17 protein-coding genes are annotated in these 25,124 nt (G+C 34.3%); 6 read left to right on the forward strand and 11 right to left on the reverse strand.

Annotation, left to right across the window (positions count from 1 at the left end; genetic code table 11):
* Positions 1-299: 299 nt before the first annotated feature.
* The 4 genes from P0R33_RS19025 to P0R33_RS19040 form a co-directional block, all read right to left on the reverse strand.
* Positions 300-3,464 carry an efflux RND transporter permease subunit gene (locus P0R33_RS19025; RefSeq protein WP_276172745.1) on the reverse strand — a complete coding sequence of 1,055 codons (3,165 nt, stop codon included), beginning with the start codon at positions 3,462-3,464 and terminating at the stop codon, positions 300-302.
* 12 nt (positions 3,465-3,476) lie between these two features.
* The gene (locus tag P0R33_RS19030; protein ID WP_276175671.1) at positions 3,477-4,694 is read right to left on the reverse strand and encodes an efflux RND transporter periplasmic adaptor subunit; all 1,218 of its coding nucleotides are present in this window, start codon (positions 4,692-4,694) and stop codon (positions 3,477-3,479) included.
* A gap of 247 nt (positions 4,695-4,941) precedes the next feature.
* A complete protein-coding gene (locus tag P0R33_RS19035; RefSeq protein ID WP_008467721.1) occupies positions 4,942-5,535 on the reverse strand; it encodes a TetR/AcrR family transcriptional regulator in 594 nt (197 codons plus the stop codon).
* 323 nt (positions 5,536-5,858) lie between these two features.
* Entirely contained in the window at positions 5,859-6,776 is a 918-nt protein-coding gene (locus tag P0R33_RS19040; protein WP_276172746.1) for an SMP-30/gluconolactonase/LRE family protein, read from the reverse strand.
* 371 nt (positions 6,777-7,147) lie between these two features.
* Here P0R33_RS19040 and P0R33_RS19045 point away from each other — a divergent pair, with 371 nt between their 5' ends.
* From P0R33_RS19045 to P0R33_RS19065, 5 genes are all read left to right on the forward strand, one after another.
* On the forward strand, positions 7,148-8,467 hold the full coding sequence (locus P0R33_RS19045) for a gluconate:H+ symporter (protein WP_276172747.1): 1,320 nt from the start codon (positions 7,148-7,150) through the stop codon (positions 8,465-8,467).
* The gene (locus tag P0R33_RS19050) at positions 8,455-9,891 is read left to right on the forward strand and encodes a gluconokinase (RefSeq protein WP_276172748.1); all 1,437 of its coding nucleotides are present in this window, start codon (positions 8,455-8,457) and stop codon (positions 9,889-9,891) included. Before P0R33_RS19045 ends, P0R33_RS19050 begins: the two co-directional genes overlap by 13 nt.
* A gap of 69 nt (positions 9,892-9,960) precedes the next feature.
* Positions 9,961-10,404, forward strand: coding sequence for a cupin domain-containing protein (locus tag P0R33_RS19055; RefSeq protein WP_276172749.1), 444 nt, complete (start codon positions 9,961-9,963; stop codon positions 10,402-10,404).
* A 104-nt stretch (positions 10,405-10,508) separates the two neighbouring features.
* The gene (locus P0R33_RS19060) at positions 10,509-11,321 is read left to right on the forward strand and encodes a mechanosensitive ion channel domain-containing protein (protein ID WP_276172750.1); all 813 of its coding nucleotides are present in this window, start codon (positions 10,509-10,511) and stop codon (positions 11,319-11,321) included.
* A gap of 263 nt (positions 11,322-11,584) precedes the next feature.
* The gene (locus P0R33_RS19065) at positions 11,585-12,148 is read left to right on the forward strand and encodes a hypothetical protein (protein ID WP_276172751.1); all 564 of its coding nucleotides are present in this window, start codon (positions 11,585-11,587) and stop codon (positions 12,146-12,148) included.
* Positions 12,149-12,246: 98 nt separating this feature from the next.
* On the opposite strand, the gene P0R33_RS19070 is transcribed toward P0R33_RS19065, so the two are convergent.
* The 6 genes from P0R33_RS19070 to P0R33_RS19095 all read right to left on the reverse strand — a co-directional run bounded on the left by P0R33_RS19070 (position 12,247) and on the right by P0R33_RS19095 (position 20,538).
* Positions 12,247-12,672 (reverse strand): hypothetical protein, encoded by a 426-nt coding sequence (locus tag P0R33_RS19070; protein ID WP_276172752.1) that lies wholly within the window; start codon positions 12,670-12,672, stop codon positions 12,247-12,249.
* A gap of 196 nt (positions 12,673-12,868) precedes the next feature.
* A complete protein-coding gene (locus P0R33_RS19075) occupies positions 12,869-15,973 on the reverse strand; it encodes a CusA/CzcA family heavy metal efflux RND transporter (RefSeq protein WP_276172753.1) in 3,105 nt (1,034 codons plus the stop codon).
* A gap of 33 nt (positions 15,974-16,006) precedes the next feature.
* Positions 16,007-17,095, reverse strand: coding sequence for an efflux RND transporter periplasmic adaptor subunit (locus P0R33_RS19080; protein ID WP_276172754.1), 1,089 nt, complete (start codon positions 17,093-17,095; stop codon positions 16,007-16,009).
* A 26-nt stretch (positions 17,096-17,121) separates the two neighbouring features.
* Positions 17,122-18,408, reverse strand: coding sequence for a TolC family protein (locus P0R33_RS19085; protein WP_276172755.1), 1,287 nt, complete (start codon positions 18,406-18,408; stop codon positions 17,122-17,124).
* Positions 18,409-18,505: 97 nt separating this feature from the next.
* On the reverse strand, positions 18,506-19,864 hold the full coding sequence (locus P0R33_RS19090; protein ID WP_276172756.1) for a HAMP domain-containing sensor histidine kinase: 1,359 nt from the start codon (positions 19,862-19,864) through the stop codon (positions 18,506-18,508).
* Positions 19,861-20,538, reverse strand: a complete 678-nt coding sequence (locus P0R33_RS19095; protein ID WP_276172757.1) for a response regulator transcription factor — start codon at positions 20,536-20,538, stop codon at positions 19,861-19,863. The genes P0R33_RS19090 and P0R33_RS19095 overlap by 4 nt, the downstream gene beginning before the upstream one ends.
* 612 nt (positions 20,539-21,150) lie before the next feature.
* Between P0R33_RS19095 and P0R33_RS19100 the strand changes: the two genes are divergently transcribed.
* A complete protein-coding gene (locus tag P0R33_RS19100; RefSeq protein WP_276172758.1) occupies positions 21,151-21,699 on the forward strand; it encodes a type 1 glutamine amidotransferase domain-containing protein in 549 nt (182 codons plus the stop codon).
* A 154-nt stretch (positions 21,700-21,853) separates the two neighbouring features.
* Here P0R33_RS19100 and P0R33_RS19105 read toward each other — a convergent pair whose 3' ends face one another.
* Positions 21,854-24,826, reverse strand: a complete 2,973-nt coding sequence (locus P0R33_RS19105; RefSeq protein ID WP_276172759.1) for an ELWxxDGT repeat protein — start codon at positions 24,824-24,826, stop codon at positions 21,854-21,856.
* Between the last annotated feature and the right edge of the window lie 298 nt (positions 24,827-25,124).

Here is a 25,124-nt window from a genome sequence, read left to right on the forward strand (position 1 = left end):
CTTTAACCCGTTTGGGTGTAATTTTTTTTGAAACACATAGAGACATAGTTTTTTGCAGATTTAAAAAGGCGTTTCACTTACATAAATGCACATAGTTCTATGTGTGGAAACTAGTTTCTTCTAATCTCTTTTTTTGACACAAAAATCTATGTTTCTATGTGTTTAATTTTTTTCTCAACAGATTATATCTCTGTACAAGTATCTTTTCTGGTTTCAAGATCTTTTGAGATTCTGTATGATATATATCCGATGCCAAATATGATGGCTACAAGAATGGTTGTGATATAGTTTTCCATATTTTATTTTTCTTCATTATGAATTACAGCGACTGGTTTTCCGCTAAATTTTTCTTGTAAATGTTGGAATACTATGAATAATACCGGAATAATAAATAATCCTAGAATTACCCCTGAAAGCATTCCGCCTGCCGCTCCAATACTGATAGAGTGATTTCCTTGGGCAGATGGACCTTTAGCGCCCATCATTGGTACAAGTCCAACTACGAAAGCAAGAGATGTCATGATGATTGGTCGCAAACGTAATTTTGCAGCTTCGATAGAAGCTTTGACCAAAGCCTGTCCTGATTTTCGTTTCTGAACCGCAAATTCCACAATCAAAATGGCATTTTTGGCGAGCAATCCGATCAGCATGACAAGAGCAACTTGTACGTAAATATTGTTTTCAATTCCAGCTAAACCAATAGCAACGAATACTCCAAAAATACCTGCAGGGATTGATAAGATTACTGCCAAAGGCAAAATGTAACTTTCGTACTGTGCAGCAAGTAGGAAATAAACGAATATCAAACACAGTAAGAATATTGTTGCAGATTGTCCTCCAGACGAAATCTCCTCACGTGTTTGGCCCGAGAATTCAAACCCGTAACCTGCAGGTAATTGTTGTGCTGCTACTTCTTCAATCGCTTTAATGGCATCTCCTGAACTAAATCCAGGTTTTGGAATGGCATTAATAGAAATTGAGTTAAATAAATTGTATCTAGAAGCGGTTTCAGAACCATAAATACGGGTTAGTTTTACTAAAGTATTTATTGGAACCATTTCGCCTGTTTTGTTTTTTACAAAAACTCTGTCAATTGCTGTTGGATCAGCTCTGTCTTCGATATCAGCCTGAACAACAACTCGGTAATATTTACCAAATCGGTTAAAGTCAGATGCTTGCGCACTACCAAAGTAAGCCTGCATGGTTTGTAAAATGTCTTTTACATTAACACCCAATTGATTTGCTTTTTCGTCGTTAACTTCCAATTGCAACTGCGGATAATCTGCTTTGAAAGAAGTAAAGGCAACTGCAATCTCAGGGCGTTTCATTAATTCGCCGATAAAGTTTTGAGAGATGCCACTGAATTTATCCAGTTTTCCTCCCGTTTTATCTTGTAAAACTAAATCTAAAGCCTCAACGTTACTAAATCCTGGAACAGTTGGGAAACTGAATACGAAGAAACTTCCTCCAGAAATACCGCCCAATTTACCACGAACCTGATTCATGATTTCGTCAATGTTTTTTACTTCTCCTCGTTCTTCGTTTGGTTTAAGCAATACGAATACAACAGCAGAAGATGGACTTGTAGAGTTTGTCAATAAGTTGAAACCTGAAATTGCTGTTACGAATCTTGAAGCATCTAAACCTCTTAATGTATTTTCAGCATCTGTCATTACTTTTTGAGTTCCGTCAAGCGAAGTTCCTGAAGGCGTATTTACTGCAATCGCGATAAATCCTTGATCTTCTGTTGGAATAAATCCTGCAGGAGTGGTTTTCACTAATAAAACTGTTGCAAGAGTAATAGCAGCTAATCCGCCTAAACTCAACCATTTCTTTCTGATTAAGAATTTAATTCCACCAACATAACGATTCGTTAACGATTCGAAACTCGTGTTAAAAGCGGTAAAGAATTTGTCTTTAAATCCTTTTTTCTGATAAGGCGCATCGTGATCGTGAGCTCCGTGATTATCTTTTAAGAATAATGCCGCAAGCGCTGGACTTAATGTTAAGGCATTTACGGCCGAAATTACAATTGCAATTGCCATCGTAAAGGCAAACTGACGATAGAAAACTCCTGTAGAGCCTTCCATAAAACCAACCGGCAGGAATACAGCAGCCATTACCAGCGTAATCGAGATAATAGCACCCGTTATTTCGTGCATTGCTTCATGGGTTGCGATTTTTGGAGACAAGCGTTTGTGCTCCATTTTCGCATGCACCGCTTCGACTACCACAATGGCATCATCGACCACAATACCAATCGCTAGAATTAATGCGAAAAGCGTTAAAAGGTTGATCGAAAATCCGAATAACTGCATGAAGAAGAACGTTCCTAAAATTGCTACAGGTACAGCAATAGCCGGGATTAATGTTGATCTAAAATCTTGCAAGAAGATAAATACCACAATAAATACCAGTATAAAAGCTTCTAATAATGTATGCTCAACTTGTTCGATAGATTGGTCAAGAGATACTTTTGTACTATAGAAAATATTGTGTTTGATACCTTTTGGAAAATCTTTAGAAGCCTTTTCCATCATTTTGTTAATGGCAATCTGAATATCATTTGAGTTTGATCCAGCTAACTGAATAACCCCAATTACAATTCCTTTTTTACCATTTAAACGCGTTAAACTGTTGTAAGAATAAGCGCCAAGTTCAACTCTCGCTACATCTTTTAAGCGAAGTACTGAACCATCTGCATTAGAACGTATAGCAATATTTTCATAATCTTCTGGTTTGGTTAATTTCCCTTTATATTTAATAACGTATTCAAAAACTTCTTTGCTTCGCTCTCCAAATTTACCTGGAGCCGCTTCCAAACTTTTGTCTTGAATCGCTCCCATAACTTCGCTTGGCGTCACTTTATAAGTCGACATTTGCGTTGGATTCAACCAAACACGCATAGAGTAATCTTTTACACCACCAAAAATACTTGCAGAACCTACACCCGGAATACGTTTTAATTCCGGAATAATATTAATCTGTGCATAGTTGGCAACAAAAGTCTGATCGTATTTGGTTTCATCATCGGTGTACATACCAATTGCCATGATGAAACTGTTTTGCTGTTTCGCCGTAACAATACCTTGTTGTACAACCTCGGCAGGAAGTTGACTCGTTGCTTGAGCAACACGGTTTTGTACGTTTACCGCAGCTTGATCGGCATCAGTTCCTAGTTTAAAGAAAACGGTAATAGCCAAAGTACCGTCGTTACTGGCTGTAGAACTCATGTAAGTCATGTTTTCTACACCATTTATAGATTCTTCGATAGAAGGTGCCACAGAACGTAAAACGGTTTCTGCGTTGGCTCCCGGATATACCGCCGTTACCAAAACCGATGGAGGCGCAATATCAGGAAACTGTTGTAAAGGCAGTTTAGTTAAACCAAGTACCCCTAAAATCACCAACAAAATGGAGATTACGGTGGCAAGTACTGGTCTTTGTATAAATATTTTGAACATTATTTCTTTTGATTATTTTTTTTTAGTTACTTCGGCAACTTTAGTTGATTTCTCAGGTTGAATCGCTTGCCCATCCTGAAGTTTGTCAATACCGCTCATTACGATTTGATCACCCGTTTTTACGCCGTCTTTAATTAAATAATTGGTACCGCTTTTACCAACAACGGTAATTGGCATTTTAGTTACTTTGTTGTCTTTGCCTACAGTGAAAACAAATACTTTATCCTGCATTTCGATTGTAGCCGCTTGCGGAACTAAAATGGCATCGTCGTGGTTTAATCCTAAACGGATTCTTCCTGTGTTTCCAGAACGTAAAATTCCGTTTGCATTAGGGAAAGTTGCTCTAATCGTGATTGCTCCTGTTGTTTTATCAAACTGACCGTCAACCATATCGATTTTTCCTGTTTTTGGATAAGCGCTGTTATCCGCTAATATCAAAGTAACTGGAGGAAGTTTTTTAATTTTATCTCCTAATGAACTTCCAGCGTATTGTTCTTTAAAGTGAATGAAATCCGTTTCACCTAAAGAGAAATAAGCAAATACTTCATGAACATCTGATAAAGTAGTAAGAGCCTCAACATCAGAAGCAGAAACTAAACTTCCTTGTTTTTTAGGCAGTCTTCCAATGTATCCGCTCACTGGAGCAGTTACGTTTGTATAGCCTAAATTAATTTTAGCAGAACCAACCATTGCTTTCGCTTGTTCGATATTGGCAGCAGCAATTTTTTGAGAAGCTTTAGCTGTTTTTAATTGATAATCAGAAACTACTTTGTTTTGTACTAACGGAGTCAATTTATCAATTTCTAAATTAGCATTGATCAAAGCTGCTTCTGCAGCATGAAGACTTGCTAATGCATTGTTTAACTGCTCACGGTACGGACGCTCATTGATTTTGAATAAAGTTTGTCCTTTACTTACATAAGCACCTTCGTCAACATAAATTCTGTCTAGGTTTCCGCTTACTTGTGGACGAATTTCGACATCAACAGTTCCTTGTATAGAAGCAGGATATTCAGCATCAGTAGTTGTATTGGCACTTGTGATTGCTAAAACTGGTAAAACCGGTGGTGGTGGAGCAGTAGGCGCTTGATTTTTGTCGCCACAGCTGCTTAATACTAAGGCCAGAATAAAACTGGTTATAATTACATTTTTCATTTTCATAGTGGTTTTAATTGGTTGAACATTTTCTCGGATAAAATTCTCTGGCATTCTGGCATTCTCGGGATTCATATTTAATTGAATTAAATTATCTAACATTGTTAAGTAAAAGTGCGCAAATTTCCATACAGTAAGCCTTTCCAATTCTATTTCGAATCAGTATTAAATTATCTAACGTTGTTAAGTTAAAGTCTAAAAAAAGAGCTTTTATTACCTTTATTAAATTTTCTAACAGTGTTAAGCGAAAGTTATAAAAAAAAGGATTTTACATTATCCCGTTTAAATCATTTTACACTGTTAAGTAAAATTGAAAATTTTTTTATTGTATAGATTTGATGATACCAGTAATAGCATCCTTCAAAATCTGAGCATTTATTGTTTCTAAAATATCACTTTTGTTAATGATGTTGATGGCGATTAAACCATGAATAACAGAAAAGAAAGTAAAATATTTTTGTTTAATGATATCTTCACTAGGATTGCTGTCCTTCATAATTTCAGCAATAACACCAGTAAATAATTTGTAAGGTGCTTCCTGAGCCGAACATCGCTGTGCGCAGCAAGTCATTTGAACACCAAACATAAGTTGATACATTTCAGTATTAGTAAAAGCGAAATCCCAATAAGTCATCCACATGGCTTCTAACTGATCTTCGGGTTTTTCAAACTTATCTTTTGCAGTCTGTAACTCTTTTGCCAGTTTAATAAAACCTTTGCCTGTCAGTTCTTCTAGTATTGCTTCTTTATTCGAGAAATATTCATAAATAATAGGAGCAGTATATTCGATTCTGTCGGCAATTTTACGCATACTCAAACCATTCCAGCCTTCATCTTTTACGATATCATAAGCAGCGCCAAGGATATTGTTCCTTGTCTCTTCTTTTTGTCTTAAAATTCGATCTTTGCTAGCCATTGTATTCAAGTATTAAATCGTTTAACACTGTTAGGCAAATGTATGACGGTTTTTCTAATAATGAAATATTTTTATCATAATATTTTCTTATGGAATCATAGAGAATATTAAAGTAGTAATAAAATAAGGTATTCCGAAAGGTTTTGTGTTTTTTCGAAATTCCATTTTAAGCACAATTCAACCTAAATTCGAATCAAATTACAATGATTTTGAAGTTTTTTGATTCTGAAAAGAGTGCAATTTGTCACTAACGAATAAAATTTCAATCAAAATTTTTGAAATTGCTAAAAATATACAAGAGAAATAGGAACGATGATTTATCATTATTTCATTCCCCGAACACTCATTTCTATCGTATAAACACTTTTACCGGCAGTAATAAATAATGTTTTAAATTTTTTTTCTCCAAAACAAACATTAGCTGTCCATGGTTCAGGAACATCAATATAGGCTATTTTTTCTCCTTGCGGATTAAATACGGTAACTCCTTTTCCGCATAAGTAAATGTTTCCAAAATTGTCTATTGTCATTCCATCTGAACCTGATTCAGTAAACAGCGTTTTTTTACCTAAAGAGCCATTACTTTCGATTGCATAAGAGTACGTTTTATTTGCTCCTATATCAGCTACGTATAAGGTTTTTCCATCCGAAGTTCCAATAATCCCATTAGGTTTTATAAGATTATTTTCAACGTTGATGATTTTAGATTTATCAGGAGATAAATAGTAAACGCATTCTTTCTCTATTTCTTTCGAGTTATGTTTCCAGTAATCTCTTTGGTAAAAAGGATCTGTAAAATAGATACCGCCTTTTGGATCAACCCAAAGATCATTGGGGCCATTAAGTCTTTTTCCTTCAAAGTTGTTTAGTATTACAGTGTGATTTTTGTTCTGGTCTATTTTCCAAAGCTCATTTTTTTCATCGGCGCAAGCCAAAAGATTGCCTGCTTGATCAAAATACAAACCGTTAGATCTTCCTGCATTTTCCATAAAAACAGAAAGTTCGCCATTAACCGACCATTTCATGATTCGATTATTTGGCTGATCCGTAAAATAAATATTTCCCTTCTTATCCGCTGCAGGCCCCTCTGTAAAACTGAATTGATCTGATAATTTTGTAAGAACTGCGCCTTTTGCTATTATAGAATTGCTTTTTTCTTTTGATGTTTGAGCGTATATAAAATTTGCAAAAGTTAAAGTAATAACTAATATAAGTTGTGATTTTATTTTAAGTTGTAACATCATGAAAGGATTAAAAGTTGCTTTTGAAGCGTTTTTAAAAGTAGTTTTTATTTCTGATATTCTACAAAGTTGGTTTAAGATTCTTTTTAGGAGCAGAAATTCCGTTTCCAAAAGAACGTTTTGTCCCGCTCTTCACTATATTCCCGATAAACAAAAACTACGGCTAAAAAGCCTTGTTTTTCTAAATCGGGAGATGCCGTTTCTCCCGATAGCTATCGGGAGGGGCTAGGCGAGAAAGTATCTTTTTTATAATTTTCCTAAGTAGCTTTAAATGAAGTTATTTAACATATTAAATTTGAAATGATCACTTTTTTACGTATAGAAAGTAATATTTTTACGAGACAAATTAAAAAACACTTAATCAATAAATTATGTCGCTACTAATTCTTATTGCAGGGATTCTCTTATTATTGATTCTAATTTCAGTTGTAAAACTCAATGCCTTTATTTCCTTAATTGTTGCCGCTTTCTTTGTGGGCATTTTTAAGCAAATGCCTTTTCGGGATTTAATCAATTCGATACAAGAGGGAATAGGAAGTACATTAGGTTCTTTAATTCTAATTCTCGCCTTTGGTGTTATTTTAGGAAATTTACTTTCTGATAGCGGCGCTGCACAACGAATCAGTTCTGTCATGATTCGATACTTTGGTATTCAGTATATTAAATGGGCAATGGTTATAACCGGATTCTCCGTTGGAATTTCAATGTTCTATAATGCAGGATTTATAATTTTGATTCCAATGGTTTTTGCCGTGGCCAAAAGCACTAAACAGTCTATCATTTATTTGGGAATTGCCATGGCGTCGGCACTTTCTATTACGCATGGTTTTTTGCCTCCACATCCGGGACCAACAGCAATTGCAGTTATTTTTAAAGCCAATCTAGGCAAGACACTTCTTTACGGACTTATAGTTGCGCTTCCGACACTTTTTATGGCCGGAATCGTTTTTCCTGAATTTATAAAAAAAATAAATGCTTTTCCTCCAAAAGGATTATTCGACAGTAAAACTTTGACAGAATCCGAAATGCCTTCTTTTGAAATTAGCATTGTAACGGCACTAGTTCCAGTTTTTTTAATAGCCACTGCTACGTTCAGTGAATTACTATTGCCCAAAGAAAGCGCTTTATGTTCCGTGTTGCTTTTTATTGGAAATCCATTGACTTCAATGTTAATTGCAATACTTTTTGCTGTATTTACCTTAGGTGTTTTACGTGGAAGAAAAATGCAGGATATTATGGATAAATCGGGTAGTGCTTTAAGTTCGGCTACGATGATCATTTTAATAATTGCTGCCGGCGGTGCTTTTAAACAAGTATTAATAGACAGTGGAATTGGAACAGATTTAAGCACTTTTTTTGAAAAATCCTCTCTTTCACCTTTATTTTTAGGCTGGCTGATTGCGACTATTATTCGTATTGCTTTAGGATCTGCAACAGTCGCCGGATTGACCGCAGCCGGAATTGTACAGCCTTTAGTGATTGCATCTGGCGTGAGTCCGGAATTAATGGTTTTGTCTATAGGTGCTGGAAGTTTAATGTGCTCGCATGTAAACGATACCGGATTTTGGATGTTTAAGGAATATTTTGGCATTAGCGTATCAGACACTTTTAAAACCTGGACGGTTATGGAAACAATTATAGGAGTAATGGGATTAATTGGTGTATTACTTTTAAATTTATGGATCAAATAAATAATATGGAAGCATTGTATATTGGCATTGACATAGGAACAACAGCTACAAAAGCCGTTTGTTTTGATAAACAGGGAAATGTGATCCGACAAATTGCTAAGTCTTACGAAATGTATCATCCAAAGCCGGAATGGAGTGTTCAAAAACCACACGAAATTTTACAAACCGTAAAGGAATGTATTAACGAGATTACAAACGGAATTCAGCCTCAGTTTATCAGTTTTAGTTCGGCGATGCAAAGTATCATTGCCATTGATGAAAATGGAAAACCACTAACAGATGCTATTTTATGGGCAGATAACAGAGCTTCGGGAATTGCTGGAAAACTTAAAAATTCAGATCAGGGAAAACACTTTTATCAAAAAACCGGAATACCAATTCATCCTTTTTCTCCCTTCACAAAAATTGCTTGGTTCAAAGAATTTGACTCTGAGCTATTTTCCAAAACCTATAAATTCATCAGCATTAAAGAATATGTTTGGCATTATTTGACTAATGAATATTATACAGACACTTCAATGGCGTCCGGAACGGGATTGCTAAATATTCATACTTTAGATTGGGATGATGAAGTTTTAGATTTCTTAAACATCACGCCACATCAATTATCTAAAGTTTGCGAAGTCACACACCAATGCAAAGGAATTTCAGATGGTTTTCTTTATGTAATTGGCGGTGGCGACGGTGCGCTGGCCAATCTCGGAACAGGCGCCATGAACAAAAATTGTATTGCTTTAACTATTGGCACAAGCGGAGCAGTGCGACTGCCCATTGACAAACCGTATCTTGACGAGCAAATGCGCACGCAGTGTTATCATTTAATGGACAATCAATATCTAACTTTAGGTGCTGTCAATAATGGTGCGATAATTTTACAATGGCTGAAAGAAACTTTGCTTAATACAACACAATCTTTAGAAGTTCTTATTGAAGAAGCCGCAAAAATTCCTGCAGGTTCTGATGGACTGCTTTTTGTGCCTTATTTATTGGGAGAACGAGCGCCAATCTGGGATGCCTCGGCTCAAGGAAATCTTTTAGGAATGCAGATTACGCACACAAAAGCGCACTTGGTACGAGCCACTTTAGAAGGAATTTTATTTGGATTGTTCCAAATAACAGAAATTTTAATTCCGAATCCTGAAAATAGAAGTAAAACAAAAGTTATGGCCAGTGGGGGATTTGGTAAAAGCGAACTGTGGCTCCAAATGGTTGCTGATATTTTTCAGATGAAGGTTGAAACCTCCCAAACTATCGAAGGATCTTCTTGGGGCGCTGTTCTTATAGGTTTAAAATCACTTGGCGAGGAGATTACAAATGATAACAAAACAGGACAAACATATTTTCCTAATGCGAAACATAAAAGTGTATATGAAGCTGCATTCAATAAATTTAAAAAAGTATATCCTTTACTGAAGGAGTTTTAAGAGCCAATGTAAATTTGTATTAGAAGAGATAACAATGCTAAAATTTTTAGTAACATTACAATTAAAAAAATGAAACCAATAAACCTCATAAAAACCACACTAGCGGTTCTGTTTTTTCAACAAATAGTATTTTCTCAAGAAGTAAAAAAAGAAACAACTTCAACAAATCCAAAATACACAATCGATAACTGTGTCAATCATTTTGATATTGACAAAGCCACGAAAACCAAAGTAGGGTATCAATATTGGTTTGCCAATAAAGATTTCACTCAAGAAAACACTTTAAAAATGAGCATTGTCGAACCTGGAAAATCTACGCACGCGCCACATCATCATCCCGAAGAAGAATTTTTCTATATTTTAGAAGGAACCGCCGAATTCTTCTTGGATGGAAAAACCAAAATCGCTGGTCCAAATACCAGTTTTTATTGTCCGCCAAATGCCGAACACGGAATTAGTAATGCAGGAAAAACAGACTTGAAATATTTGGTAATTAAGAAGGATTTGAAGTAAATAATATCATTTCGATAGATTCTATAAAATTCTAATTAAATCCTGTAAGCGTTCCGTTTTTAAAAAGTTATACTTTTAAAGTTTTACTTTTTACAACGCATATTATGGAAGATTTTGTTCAAGACGTTTTTAAGCATTTAGAAAATTATTATTACAGTGTAGTCGATCTTACGCCCAAATTTATTCTGGCAATTGTCGTAATTCTCGTTTCGTGGTTTATTGCGGCTAGAGTTGGCATTTTTGCAGGAAATCGCCTCAAAGCCAGAATGCACGACCGACTTTTGGCAACTTTTATTGCCCGTTTAATCAAATCGGTTTTGATTATTATTGGCGTTTTGTTTATGTTTAAAATTATTGGACTTGACGGAGTCGCACAAAGCATGCTTGCTGGTGCAGGAATTTCAGCTTTTGTAATTGGTTTTGCACTTAAAGATATTGGCGAAAATTTCCTTGCCGGAATTTTGCTGGCTTTTAAACGTCCTTTTAATATTGGTGATATTATAGAAAGTAATGGAGTAAAAGGAGAGGTTATAAACCTGAATCTTCGTGATACTGAAGTCAAAAGCGATTCTAAAATCATCTATATTCCAAATGCGCTTTTAATTAAAAATACACTCATCAACTATAATAGCGAGGGTTTTTTGCTTCAGACTTTTACTGTTGGACTCGAGTACGGTTCTGATTATAAGCGTGCCATAGAACTCGTAAAAGAAGTGCTTCATAAAAACGAAGACGTAACTGATAAAGATTACGCAGATTCGGCTGTTATTACTGATGTTGCGGCTGCGGGAGTTATTCAGCTTAATATTCGGTATTGGGTAAAAACGGGGCCTAATGCTAAAAATTCTGAATGTCGCTCTAAAATTATTGGGGAAGTTTTGAATACTTTGAAAGAAAATGGATTTGTTCTTAAATAAGTTACAAAGTTGCAGAGAGTAAAATGTTATAGTCTTAAGTAAGCCATCTAAAAGCTGTATTTCGTAATTAACAGAATTAAATATTTCATCTCGGAGAAATAGAATTCTCTTAATTCTTCAATTTCGTTTATTTTTTGATTTATATAAAATATTTTCTTTCTTTGTTAGGAACAAGTTAAGGTGCTAATAGTGGTGAAAATTGTATGTTTTCAATAGTTTAGGCGCTTTTTTGTTTAATCCTAATAAATAACTCAATTACTTCTATGAGACATTTTTACTTAATACTTTTTATTTTTCTTTCAGCATTTAAATCAATAGCTCAAAAAGTAGATATTCAAATTATTGCAAAGAGTAATGATACGATAAAAAACTATAAAATAGATGCAGGTTATTCATCTGAAAATTTAATGGTTCTCGACTTAGAAAATAAATTGAAAGTTTGGGATGCGAACAATAAAAAGAAGGAGTTTCTGCCTAACGAAATAAAATCTTTTACTTTTATGAATGATGGTAAACTCGTTGAGTTTGTTACTATTGAAGATAAAGTATTTGGACTATTGTTGTACTCAAATAAGCTTAAATTATTTAAAGTAATAAAACCAAGTTATACAGCAGTGAACTTTTATGTGGTTGTAAGACCTGATAATGGCAAAATATCTTATATGGAAGCAATGGGATTAAGCAGACTGATTTCGAAAAAAGTGATTACTCGCGAGATGTCAGATTGTCCTGTAGTTATAGAAAAGGTTGACAAAAAGATCTTAAAAATTAATGGTCAAGAAGGAGTAACTGAATTAGTAAAAAGCTACGAATTAGATTGTTTTTAAGTTATTTTTTTGCTGATAAGTCAGATTTGCTTGCGTGAGCATCGGATTGTTCAGGTTTCATTACCAAGATGTTTGTGTAAGCTAGGTTTACAAGATTTTTAAAATTTGACTTTTCGGTTAACATGAATGATTGTAGCGTTTCTACCATCTAAATCTCTTTTCCTACGTCCCAATATACCAATCTCAACAATATCCAACGTTTTATATTTCATTTCTAGCGGACTTACATACGTATACATTCCGTAACCGTGTCCAGAAACAATCCAACCTTCTGTATTTTTTAAATCGGTGACATCGAAATCTTCAGAACGTTCTCCTAAATAAACAGGACCAAATTCTTCCATAAGTTTTAAGGCAGTGCTTTCTAAATTGCGAGTTTCATCTGCATTTTCGAAAATGATGTACGTTCCATTTTTAAACAAAACCCAATCCTGAAATTTCGAATTGATACTAAGTCTCACATGATGCAGTAACTCTGTTTCTGTTATTTCTTGAACTTTTTGATGGTCAGCTTTCTGTTTCATAAAAAGAAAATTTAAAAAGAATACTATTGTTTTAAATCACTTATTTGGTGTTTTGGATAATGTGCTTTTAAAAATTATACCTGTAAAAGTTTTAATTGTATTGTTATAAGACATATTTACAATTCGCTCTATTTCAATAAAAGCACCTTTAAACCAAATGTCTAAAGGTGCTTTTTTAAAATTTATATAAGTAAGATTAAGATGCTATGTTACTTGGATCTTTTTTTCGGTAAAACCAATAGAATACTTGAGGTAAAACGGTAAGAGATAAAATCATACACGTTATTAATCCGCCCACAATCATAATGGCTAATGGTTTTTGGACTTCAGAACCCATTCCGGTTGATAATGCAGCAGGCAGTAATCCTAAAGATCCCATAAGAGCAATCATCACGATAGGGCGAATTCTGCTGTGAATTCCTTCCGAAATAGCATCTCTTAAATGCATTCCGTTTCTCATATTTTCCCTAATCATTCCGATGAGGACAATACTGTCGATGGCGCTCACACCAAAGAGAATAATAAACCCAATTCCCGCCGAGATTCCGAACACGGTTCCTGTTACCCAAAGCGACAAGAATCCACCTATAAAAGCATAAGGCATTGCAGTTACAGCAATTATGGTGTCTTTGAAATTGCCAAAGTTGAAATACAGCAGACATAAAATCAATACCAAAACGACAGGAATAATCATTGCCAATTGTTTGGTTGCTCTTTCCTTACTTTCAAATTCTCCTGCCCATTTCATCACATTTTCTTTAGGAAGTTTTACTTCGGCAGCTACTTTTTTCTGCGCTTCGTCAATTGTGCTTCCAAGATCTCGTCCTTCAATGCTGAACCCAACGGCAATATAACGGCTGTTTCCTTCACGGTAAATAAAGGTTGGACCTGTTTTATAATCTACCGTTGCGATTTCTTTTAACGGCACTTTTTTGCCATTTAGAGTTGGAATGAGAATACCTTCTATTTTTTCTTTTGAGTCACGATATTCTTTTTCAAAACGCAAAGTGATATCAAATATCTTTTCATCGTCATAAAATTTTGTTGCTGCCTGTCCGCCAATGGTCATTCTAATTACGGCTTGTGCATCGGCAGTTGTAACAGCGTAACGTGCCATTTTTTCGTCATCAAGCTGAATTCTTAATTCAGGCAATCCAATGTTTTTGTAAACATTAATATCTTCAATTCCTTTTACATCTTTGATCGAATTGGCAACTTTAGCAGCCATTTCTTCCAATTGAAAAAGATCACTTCCAAATATCTTGATCGCCAGCGGACTTTTTACTCCGGCAACATATTCTTCGACATTATCCTGAATTGGCTGACTAAAACCAAAGGCAATTCCGGGATATACATCGAGTACTTTTTTAATCTCGGCAATCAATTCTTCTTTGCTGATGTCGTGTTTCCATTCGTCTTTGTGTTTTAATTCGATATGGAATTCGATATTGAAAAATCCCGTTGGATCTGTTCCATCGTTTGGTCTTCCGGTTTGCGAAAGCACAAATTTTACTTCTTCAAACTTTCTAATCTTGGTTTTCATTTCTTTCGTCAATCTAACCGATTCGTCAAGGTTGATGCTGTTTGGCAATGTTGCCCTTACATAAATAGCGCCTTCATTCAGTTTCGGAATAAACTCTGATCCGTAAAAAGCAAATCTTGCACAACAAACCGCTAACAGAGCTAAAAAGGCATAAAAAGTAGCTTTACGATGCTTGGTACTCCATTGAAACAGTTTAAAAAGGTTTTCTCTAAAGAAACGCGAAATCATATTTTCTTTCTCGACAATGTTTTTAGTCAGCATGACTTTACACATTGCAGGAACGTAGGTAAGCGACAAAATCAATGATCCTAAAAGGGCATAACTTAGCGTAAAGGCTAGGGGAGAAAACATTTTTCCTTCCACTTTCGTGAAAGAGAAAATTGGCATCAACGCTACAATCAAAATGATTAGGGCAAAGAAAATATAAGTCGCTACGCTGCCGACACTTTTCTTGATCAATCCCATTTTACTCATGCTATTAAAGCGTTCCATGCCCACTTTATGCGCTTTCTTTTCGAGCGAGACAAAGACTTGTTCGACAATAACGAGCGTTCCTTCGAGCAGTAATCCGAAATCTAAAGCTCCCATCGAAATTAAATTCGCCGGCAATCCCTGAATTCTCAACATTACAATAGCAAACAAAAACGAAAGCGGAATTACAGAAGCCACAATCAAGGATGTTCTCCAGTTGTAAAGGAAAATAAATACAATTAACGATACCAGTAAAATACCTTCAACAAGGTTTTTGGTAACGGTTTTTACGGTTGTATTCACCAATTCGGTACGATCGATAAACGGAACAATTTTGACATTATCGGGTAAAACTCTTTCATTAAGTTCGGTTAAACGTTCTTTAAGTTTTTTGATTACTTCACCCGGATTTTCTCCGCGAAGCATCACTACAATTCCTTCTACAACATCATCATTTTCGTCTAAACCAACTTGTCCTAATCTTGGTTTTGCTGAGATCGAAACTTCGGCTACGTGTTTTACTAAAACGGGAGCTCCGCCTTTGGTTTCGATTAAAATATTGCCAATATCTTCAACTTTATTAACTAAGCCGACACCTCGCACAACGTAAGCCTGATCGCCACGCTGAATTACGTCTCCACCCACATTGATATTACTTTTTGAAACGGCTTCGTAAACATCTAAAGCCGAAAGGTTGTAGTTTTCTAACTGTGTTGGATTAATTTTGATTTCGAACATTTTTTCTTCACCACCAAAACTTACCACATCGGCAACTCCGGGAACGGCAACCAATTCTCTTTCAATAACCCAATCCTGAATGGCCTGAATTTCTTTTATAGGCAAATCACTTTTAATGACGTATCTGAATATCTCGCCCGTTGCTCCAGACGGCGGATCGATTTCTGCATCGGCTCCTTCAGGAAGATCAAGTCCGCCCATACGGTTTGAGGCGTATTGCTGTGCGTAAAAATCCTCAACGCCATCATCAAATAATACGGTTACAACCGATAATCCGAAAAGCGAAATAGAACGTACTTCTGCTTTTTTCGGAATCGTATTCATTTGTTTAGAAATAGGAAGTGTGATGAATTTCTCCACTTCTTCGGCACTTCTTCCCGGCCATTGCGTAATAATTCTTGCCCTTGTATTGGTTACATCGGGAAAGGCTTCAATTGGTGTGTGAATGTAACTCACGATACCGGCGACTAGTAATATGGCTGTCAGGAAAAAAACTATCAGGGAGTTTTTTAGCGAGAAAGCAACTAATCCTTGTACAAATTTTTTCATGTCTTGTATTGTATTTATCCGTTTTGGGGATAATTAGTTTTTTAATCTTTCGTGAATTAAAAGCTGATTTTTGGTAATCACCATTTCGCCTTCTTTAACACCGTCTTTAAAATAAACCCAGTCGTTGTTTTTAATTATCGGATTAATTTCTCTGGTTTCGATAGTGCAATCATCTTTATAAATTAAAATATGATCACGGTTGTTGTCAAAAATCACAGCTTTTGCAGGAACAGCTTCTAGCATATCTCCGCCTAAACTTTTATCAATAATAATATCGGCTGTCATTCCGGGTTTTAGTTTTAAGTTTTTGTTTTCCATTACAATTCGGGCTTTCAAAACATGTTCGTCGGCATCAAAAACTTTAGACATCATTTTTATTTTTCCTTTAAAAATTTCTCCTGGATACGCTGGAGTTGTAACATCAACAGGCATATTTTCCGAAACATTTTTTAAATTACTCGTATATACATTTACCAAAACCCAGATTTCTTTTAAGTCAGAAATTGTAAAAAGTGGTTCACTGCTGTCTGTAATCTGCATTCCAGGACTTATATTTTTGTCTACGATATAACCTTCAGTTGGTGCTTTAATTAGAAAAACAGATCTTTCGCTACTCGCGCTAAACATGGCCAGATTGGCTCTTACATTTTCAAGCGAAGACTTTAAAACATCGAGTTCGCTTTGCGCTTGAAGTAAATCTTTTTGTGACGAAATACCATCTTCAAACATTGATTTTGCTGCTTGTAAATTGCGTTGCGCTACAGTTATTTGCGATTGAAGCGATTTGCTTTCAGACTGCATGCTGTTTAATTCGGTACTTTTTATTTCTGCCAGAATTTGTCCTTTTCGAACATAATCGCCCAATGAAAAAGTAGTTTTGGTAATAATTCCTTCTACAAGGCTGTTAAACGGAACTACGTGATCGCCGTTATACGTAATGTTTCCTGTAAGGTTTATCGATTCGCTCACAGAACGTTTTTGAATTGGTTCGATGGTGATTTTTTCTTTTAAATCTTTATCGATACAAAACTTTTCTTCTTTCGTTTCTTTAACTTCTTCTTTTTTGCCACATCCGTAAACGAGCATTAACCCCAATATTGGGAGTACAATATATTTCTTCATTTGTTTGTTGTTTTTGAAAATTAGATTTAGTTGATTTCCTGACCTGAGATATAGCGCAGTTCTTCCAGATTTTTATTCAGGTCCATTTTAGAATTCAGCAGTATCGATTTGTTGTCTAAATAAGCATCAACAAAATCAAGGTATTCAAGCATGCTGGTATTTTTTTGAAGGAAGTTTTTACGATACGCTTCCAGAAGTTTATCCAAATCTCCTTCATAATCAGCTTCAACACTGTCGTACAGTTTTTTGGTCACCAATAAATTTTCATAAGACTCCAATACTTCCGATTGGATAGTAATTGTTTTTTCCTCAGCCAATAGTTTTCCCTGATCGATAGCTAGTTTTGCAGCTTTGATATTTCCCTGATTTCGATTGAAAAACGGAAGATCAAGCGAGAAACCAACGCCCACAAAATCATTCATTAAACTCGCTCCACGGTCATAACTTACACCAAGCGTAACATCTGGCGTTCGCATGGCTCTTTCGTATTTGTGCTTGTTGTCGTTATAATCATTTCCAAGTTTAAGCACTTTCATATCAGGTCTGTTTTCTACAGCCGAAGCCATTAGATTACCTAAATTGATGTTTTCGATATTTTTATTATCGGGAACAAAACCATCATCGGTAAGTTTGATATAGTTTGTTGCGGGAAGATTCATTAAAACCTTAAGTTCTTTCTGCAACGAATTATTTTCCTTTTGTAAATCGGCTATTTCTTTTAAGAATTGAAGTTCAGTTGCTTTCAATCTAATGTATTCGCCTTTGCCAACATTGCCTTGTTTTACCTGATTTCCGTACGCTTTTAGTAAAGTCTGCATCGACGAAAGTTGTTTTTTATAAATCGCTTCCTGCGCTTGATTGTATTGCAGTTCCGTAAGATTGCCTCTAAATTCGATTTTTAGATTACGTAAAAAAGTTTTGAAATATTCTTTGGCGATATCAACGCCTACTTTTTCCATTGCAATCATTTTTCTTCGTTTTCCGGCAGTTTGAATCAGTTGTTCCAGTTCTGCATTGACTTGCGACGTTCTTCCGAAATTGCCCCAAAGCGGAGGCAATTGCTGTGCAGTAGCATTGTTCCAAAGATTGATTTCGCCGATAGTCAGCGTAGGATTGGGCCATAGTTTTGCCTGAATAACCTGTGCATCGGCAATATCGATGTTCAGTTTTTCGGAAATAAGAGAGATATTCTTATCCAAAAACAAAGCCTCGGCCTGTGTTCTGGAAAGCACAATTGTATCGTTTATGGCAGCAATCTGCGCCACGTTTTTGTGAGATACAATTACGAGTAAGGTTAAAAGTAAACGTTTCAAATTAAGTTGTTTTAATGATGGCGCAAAGTTATTGGCGACATATTAGCCCTTAATTTGATGTGTGTTATAAGACGGTTAGAGCAACATTAGAAAACGATTAGAGTCTCGGAAATAGTAGCGTTACCGTTGTTCCTTCGTCTTTTTTGGATGCAATATTAAAATCGATATTATTTTGTTTAAAGATAATATTGGCCAACGAAAGTCCAACACCGCTTCCTTTTATATCTTTCACATTTTTACCTCGATAAAAGGTTTGTTTAATGAAGATTAAATCGTCTTCGCTAATTCCACTTCCGCGGTCTTCAATGACAATTTTAAGCTGGTTGTCTTTTTCCAAAAGACTTATTTTTATTGGATTTCCGTTAGAATATTTTACGGCGTTTTCTATAATATTGTATAAAGCGATTTTAATTTCGTTGCTATTTCCTTTTATCGAAAGCAGTTTGTCATTTGCCACTTCTAGAACAATTTGTATTGGAGAATTTTTTAGATCATAAATACTAGGAATCTGATCGTTAATATCCCAAACCAATTCGTCAACCCTAAAAATTTCGTTGAGTTCTGTATTATTTCGCAAGCCCGAAAGCATCATCAATGTATTCATGGTGTCTTCGATCTGATAGACATTTTCCAAAACTTTCTCAGACATTTCTTTGTATTCAGCGCTTGATCTGTCTTTTTGGGCAAATACTTCTAAGTTTCCTGAAATTGCCGTTAAAGGCGTTTTAAATTCGTGCGAAACATAATTGATAAAGTTTTTCTGAATGATAAAAGTATCTGATAAACGGGTAAACAAATTGTTATACGTTTCTACCAATTCCTGAATATCATCTTTGGTATTTGGAGAAACAATCTGGCGATCCAGCGACGAAGCCTGAATTTCGTTGACCTGATCAATAATGTTTTTTATAGGACTGTAAGCCAAATTAGAAAGCACACGGCTGACAATATAAATCGTAATCAATCCGATGATTAAAACCATAATCATAATGATTTGCAATCGGTCGGTCATGGTTTTAAATTCGACGTCGTTTTTTTTAACGAAAACCACAAAATCACCTTGATTGTCATGATAGTAACTTCCAAAATAAAAATGATGTTTGGATTTGAAACTAAGCTTTCTGTTTTTCCGAATATAATCCAGTCTTTCGGCATTGATGTTATTGTCGATCGTTTTGTCGCCGTATACAATTTGATTTTTATTGTTGTATACGCGAGTAATGATTTCCAGCGAATTTTCCCTGAATTGCTGTCCAATTAACAAATGCTGATTCTCAGGTAGTTCATCTTTTTCGAGATAGAAAATTCCCGTCAATAAGCATGTTTTTTGAAGTTCGTTATATATTATTTTTTCTGAATAACTGTAGAAAGAAAAATACGTGATTACAGAAGCAATGACAAAGACAACGCTAAACGTAAAAGATGATATTAAGGTAAACCTGTTGCGTATTTTCATGATTCTTCTTTAAGCATATATCCCGTTCCTTTTATGGTATGGATAAATTTATGGTTTTGCTCGATTTTGTTTCTTAAATAAGAAATATAAACATCGACAACATTGGTGTTGTTATCGTAATTAATGCCCCAAACGGCATTTAAAATCTGCGTTCTCGAGATTACTTTGTTTCGGTTTTCTAATAAATACAACAGCAGTTTATATTCTCTTGGCGATAAATCGATTAGTTTATCGTTTTCTGTAACCTTATGTTCTTCAGGATTTATGGTCAAACTTCCTAATTTGTATAAAGTTTCTACTTTGTCGTAGTTGAATTTAGTTCTTCGAGTAAGTGCGTTGACTCTCGAAATTAATTCTTTAAAATGAAAAGGTTTTACCAAATAATCATCGGCGCCAGAATCTAAAGCATTTACTTTATCATCGGTGTCGCTCAAAGCGCTTAACATTAAAACGGGCGTATGATTTTTTTTGAAACGCATTAGTTTCACCAACTGAATTCCGTCAATCCCCGGAAGCATAATATCCATTAAAATAATATCCCAAATATCTTGTTGAATAAGTTCACGTGCAATCTCGCCCGTTTCGGCCAGATGCACAGTAAAGTTGTTTTCCTCCAAACCTTTTACTATAAATTCGCTGATGCGTTTATCATCTTCAATGAGTAAAACATTCATAAATCGTAGATTATAATGATTGCTGTTTTGATTAAAACGGAAATGTTTTAATCTTCTGACAAGTTGTTTTCAAAAAAATAGGATTATCAAAAGTAACATTTATTTTTTTTGAACCATATAAGGTCATATAAGTTATTAAAGTTTTTTATTGAATTGTCTCCTGCTTTAGCTGGAGGTTTAAAAGATTTTCATCCTGTAGGGCTTTAGCCAAAATGCGTATTTTTTGGCTAAAGCCATTTTTATACTTGATTAAATGAATCTCCATCTAAAGATGGAGGCAATTGATTTTTTGAATTAAAATGTGATTTTTTAAATCTGCAAAAGAGAATTCCGGAGGAATGAAATATTTATAGATTTATAAAGCGCGCCGTACCAAAAGCTCCAGCGGAGCGACATAATTTATACATTGATTTCTTTAGATTTCATGGTATAAAATAGCAAAACAAATGATAGAAGTTTTATATAATTCCAGTTTAATTTTTAATAAAAAATTGATTTCCAATTAATTAACTTTTATTAAAGAAAGCTTTAACAGCGTGTATTTCCGCTGGCTGTTTGAAATAACTAATTTTAACTTAAATCAAAATTAATAACATTTTAAATAGTAAAATTATGAAAAAGAATATCGCCATATTAGCCACAAACGGTTTTGAAGAATCAGAATTAGCATCACCAAAAGCCTATCTGGAAGAGCAAGGTTGGAATGCGGATATCATTAGTTTGAAATCTGGAACGATCAAAGCTTGGAAAGACGGAAATTGGAGCAAGGAATACAATGTTGATGCCGTATTAGATCAAGCAAATGAAGCAGATTACGATGCTTTGGTAATTCCAGGAGGAGTTATAAATCCTGATTTATTGAGAAGAGAAGAAGCTGCAGTAAATTTTGTACGTTCCTTTTTTGAAAGTAAAAAACCAGTAGCCGCTATTTGTCACGGACCTCAAATTCTGGTAGATGCTGATGTTTTAGAAGGTCGAAAAGTAACTTCGTTTTTCTCTATTAAAAACGATTTGAAAAATGCCGGAGCACAATGGGAAGACTCAGAAGTTGTCGTAGACAATGGATTAGTAACCAGCAGAAAACCAAATGATTTACCCGCTTTTAATAAAAAAATGGTGGAAGAAATTAAAGAAGGAATACATGAGCGCCAAGGAGTCTAAAAAAGAAATTTCTATTTAGATTTATCAAATTATAGAAAAATGCAGGATCATATTTTGGTCCTGCATTTTTTTATTGAATAGCCTCTGGTTAAAACTAGGGGCAATTGATTTTATTAATTCTTCTTTTGAGAGTCTTTACGTCGCGTGCATTGCGTTAATTAACAATTAACTTCACATTGTCTATCTTACCATTTGATAGTGTCGCTTTAATAAAGTAAATGCCATTAACTAAATTATTTAGATCGTATTTTATTTTTTGATTAGAATCTTTACTCATTTGTTCATCGATCTTTTGTCCAAGCATGTTGTAGAGTTCAAATTTTGTAATATTACTATTTTTAGATTCTATTGTAACAAATTTATTTGCTGGATTAGGATAAACTTTTATTTCTTTTTGATTTTTCTTTTCCGATAAATAATAATCGGGTATACTCAATGAAGGAGAATTGATTTTTGCAAGATAAAGTTCATTACCGCTTATTTCATTATTTGCATTGAAGTACAAGTTATTATTAGTGACTGCTAATCCTTGAACCGAATCACGTCCATCAAGATTTTTGCCATTTAATACATTTATACTTAAATGTTCAGATGTATTTAAATTGTCATTAATCATCCAAATTTTCTTAGGAAATAATTCTGTTAAATAAAATAAATTATCATTGTAAGTAATTAAACTTCTTATGTTTAAAAAGTCTTCAGTATCAGAGTCAGCTACTTTTTCTGTAACTTGATTATTTGTTCTCCATAATTCTTTATTAGTGTTGTAAAAATCGCTTACAACAAAATAGACATAACTACCACATGTTAAAATTTCTTTTATTTTAAGATTTGGCATTGTAGGATGATTTGCACCATCAAATACTAATTTTGTGCCTTCAATAGTTCCATCAGTTTTATAAACTGCTTTTCTAAAACTATCAGGACTTCTTGCCACAAAATATAATTGATTTCCCATTGTTGTTGTAAACTCAATTTCGCTGTCACCATTATCTCCGAAAGTTTTTAAGTGTTTAGTTCCAATTGCAGTACCATCTGACACCCATACGTCATGTGGACCATAAGTTGTTCCTGATGTTTCAGCGATTATTATCAATTTATTATTTAAAATTTTTAAAATCCTTATATCATTTAAAGCTATAATTTTTGTTGTTCCAGATTGCGTTCCGTCAGTTTTCCATATAGCTGTACCAGAATTATCATTAGCAATAAAATAAATAATATTATTTAGTAAAACAAATTGTCTTGCATAGCTAGCACTAGAACCAGGATAAATATCTTTTATCATATAAGTTCCAGCTTCTGTTCCGTCACTTTTCCAAAGTTCGAAACCATTTGCTCCATCATTGGCGTTAAAATATAATATATCATTTATTACACTAAATTCTTGTTTGCCGCTATTGCTTCTCAAACCGCTGTTGATTCCTGGGAAAATGTCTTTTACTAAAGTAGTTCCATTTTCTGTTCCGTCGCTTTTCCAAAGTTCAAATCCATGAGTGCCATCTATTCCGCTAAAGAATAAAGTACCTTTTATTTCTTTCATATCAGAAAGGTCATCAATTGTTTCACTGCCTGGATTTAAATCCTTAACTAATTTAGTTCCTTCTATTGTTCCATCGCTTTTAAATAGTTGGCTTCCAGATTCTGTTCCTCTTGCTCTAAAAAATAGATTCCCATTCACATTCGTAAATTTTGCAGGATTACTTCCGTTGCTGAAATTAAGATCGGCGAATAAAGATGTTCCTAAAGTTGTTCCATCAGTTTGCCATAATTCATTTCCATATTTCTTGCTTTCAGCATTAAAAATTGTTTTGTTATTGATAGAGATAAAATTATCAGGATAACCAAATGAATCATTTGATTTTATATTAGAAAGCTCTTTCGTTCCGTTTGATGTTCCGTCGCTAACCCAAATTGTTTTATCAGAGTTATTAGTGCTGTTAATAAAAAATAAGAGCTTGTTGTTTATTTTATCATGAAAAAATTTATTAATAAATAAGAAATTATTACCATCATTTACACGTTTAAATAAAACCGTACCGTTGGATGTTCCGTCGGTTTTCCATATATCGCTTCCTTGAAGATTCTGACTGGCTAGAAAAAACACTTCGTTATTGAATGTAACATATTTGCCTTCACCAAATATGCTATTGTCAAGTGAATTGTCAATGTTTTTTAGCATGAATGTTCCACTTTCTGTACCATCACTTTTCCATATTTCATTACCATTAATTCCATCATTTGCTTCAAAAATTATAGTATTGTTTAATACAGAACCTCTTAACGAATTTGCACTAGGATTTATACCAGCTCGAATATCTTTGACCATTTGAGTTCCTGATTCAGAACCATCACTTTTCCAAAGCTCAAAACCTTTTGATCTGTCAGATGCATAAAAGTAAAAGCGGTCATTTGTAATTAAAAATTGTTTATTATTGTTAGAAAGAGTATTAAGATAGACGTTTTTTAATATTACGGTACCTGCTTCTGTACCGTCACTTTTCCATAATACATTTCCAGTCGAATTATTCGCGATGAAATACAAACTATTATTAAATACAAATAATTCGTTTGGATTGCTGCCGCTATTAGGGTTTATATCTTTTACCATATAAGTACCAGCTTCTGTTCCATCGCTTGTCCATAGTTCATAACCATTGATACCATTATTTGCAGAGAAATATAATTTTCCATTAAATTCTACCATTGATGTGGGAGCATAAAATACCTCTTTGTCATTTGGATTTATGTCTTTAACCATTAATGTTCCTGCTTCTGTGCCATCACTTTTCCATAATTCTGCGCCATGCACGCCGTCATTTGCAGAAAAATAAAGAATATTATTAACTTGAATTAAGTTACTTATACTAGAATTTTCACTTCCAGGTAAAATATCCTTTATCATTTTTGTGCCATTTTTTGTGCCATCAGAATACCACAACTCTCTACCAAATTTTTTGTTGTAACCATCTGTAGCAGTAAAGCAAAATCCAGATTTAAAAGGCGTAAGATTTTGAGGATAACTGCTCTCTTGAAAATTTATTTCAAGTAAAGTTGCATCTATAGTTTGCGCAAATGAGAAATTAATAATTGTAACTAAAAGAAGTAGAGTAAAGTTATATTTCATTTATTATTTTTTATGTTGAATTATCTAAGTGAATTTTGTTGTAAATATATTTTATTTTAAATAATATTTTAGTAAAAAAGCTACATTTTGTACAGTTTACTGTTTTATTTTAAAGTGTTTTGATGACTCTTGATATGTTTCAGATGTATTGTTTTGTTAATCAAATATTTGGTTGTTTTGTATTCCTGTGATTGTGAAAAAATCGGTATTAGCAACGAATTTCAATTCGTTTTCTAATATAATTATATGTTATAACTGGATTAAAATCCAGCCCTACAATATTGATCGAGCCTATGGC

Origin of the sequence: Flavobacterium sp. YJ01 (assembly GCF_029320955.1) — a bacterium.
In the GTDB taxonomy this organism is placed as follows: domain Bacteria; phylum Bacteroidota; class Bacteroidia; order Flavobacteriales; family Flavobacteriaceae; genus Flavobacterium.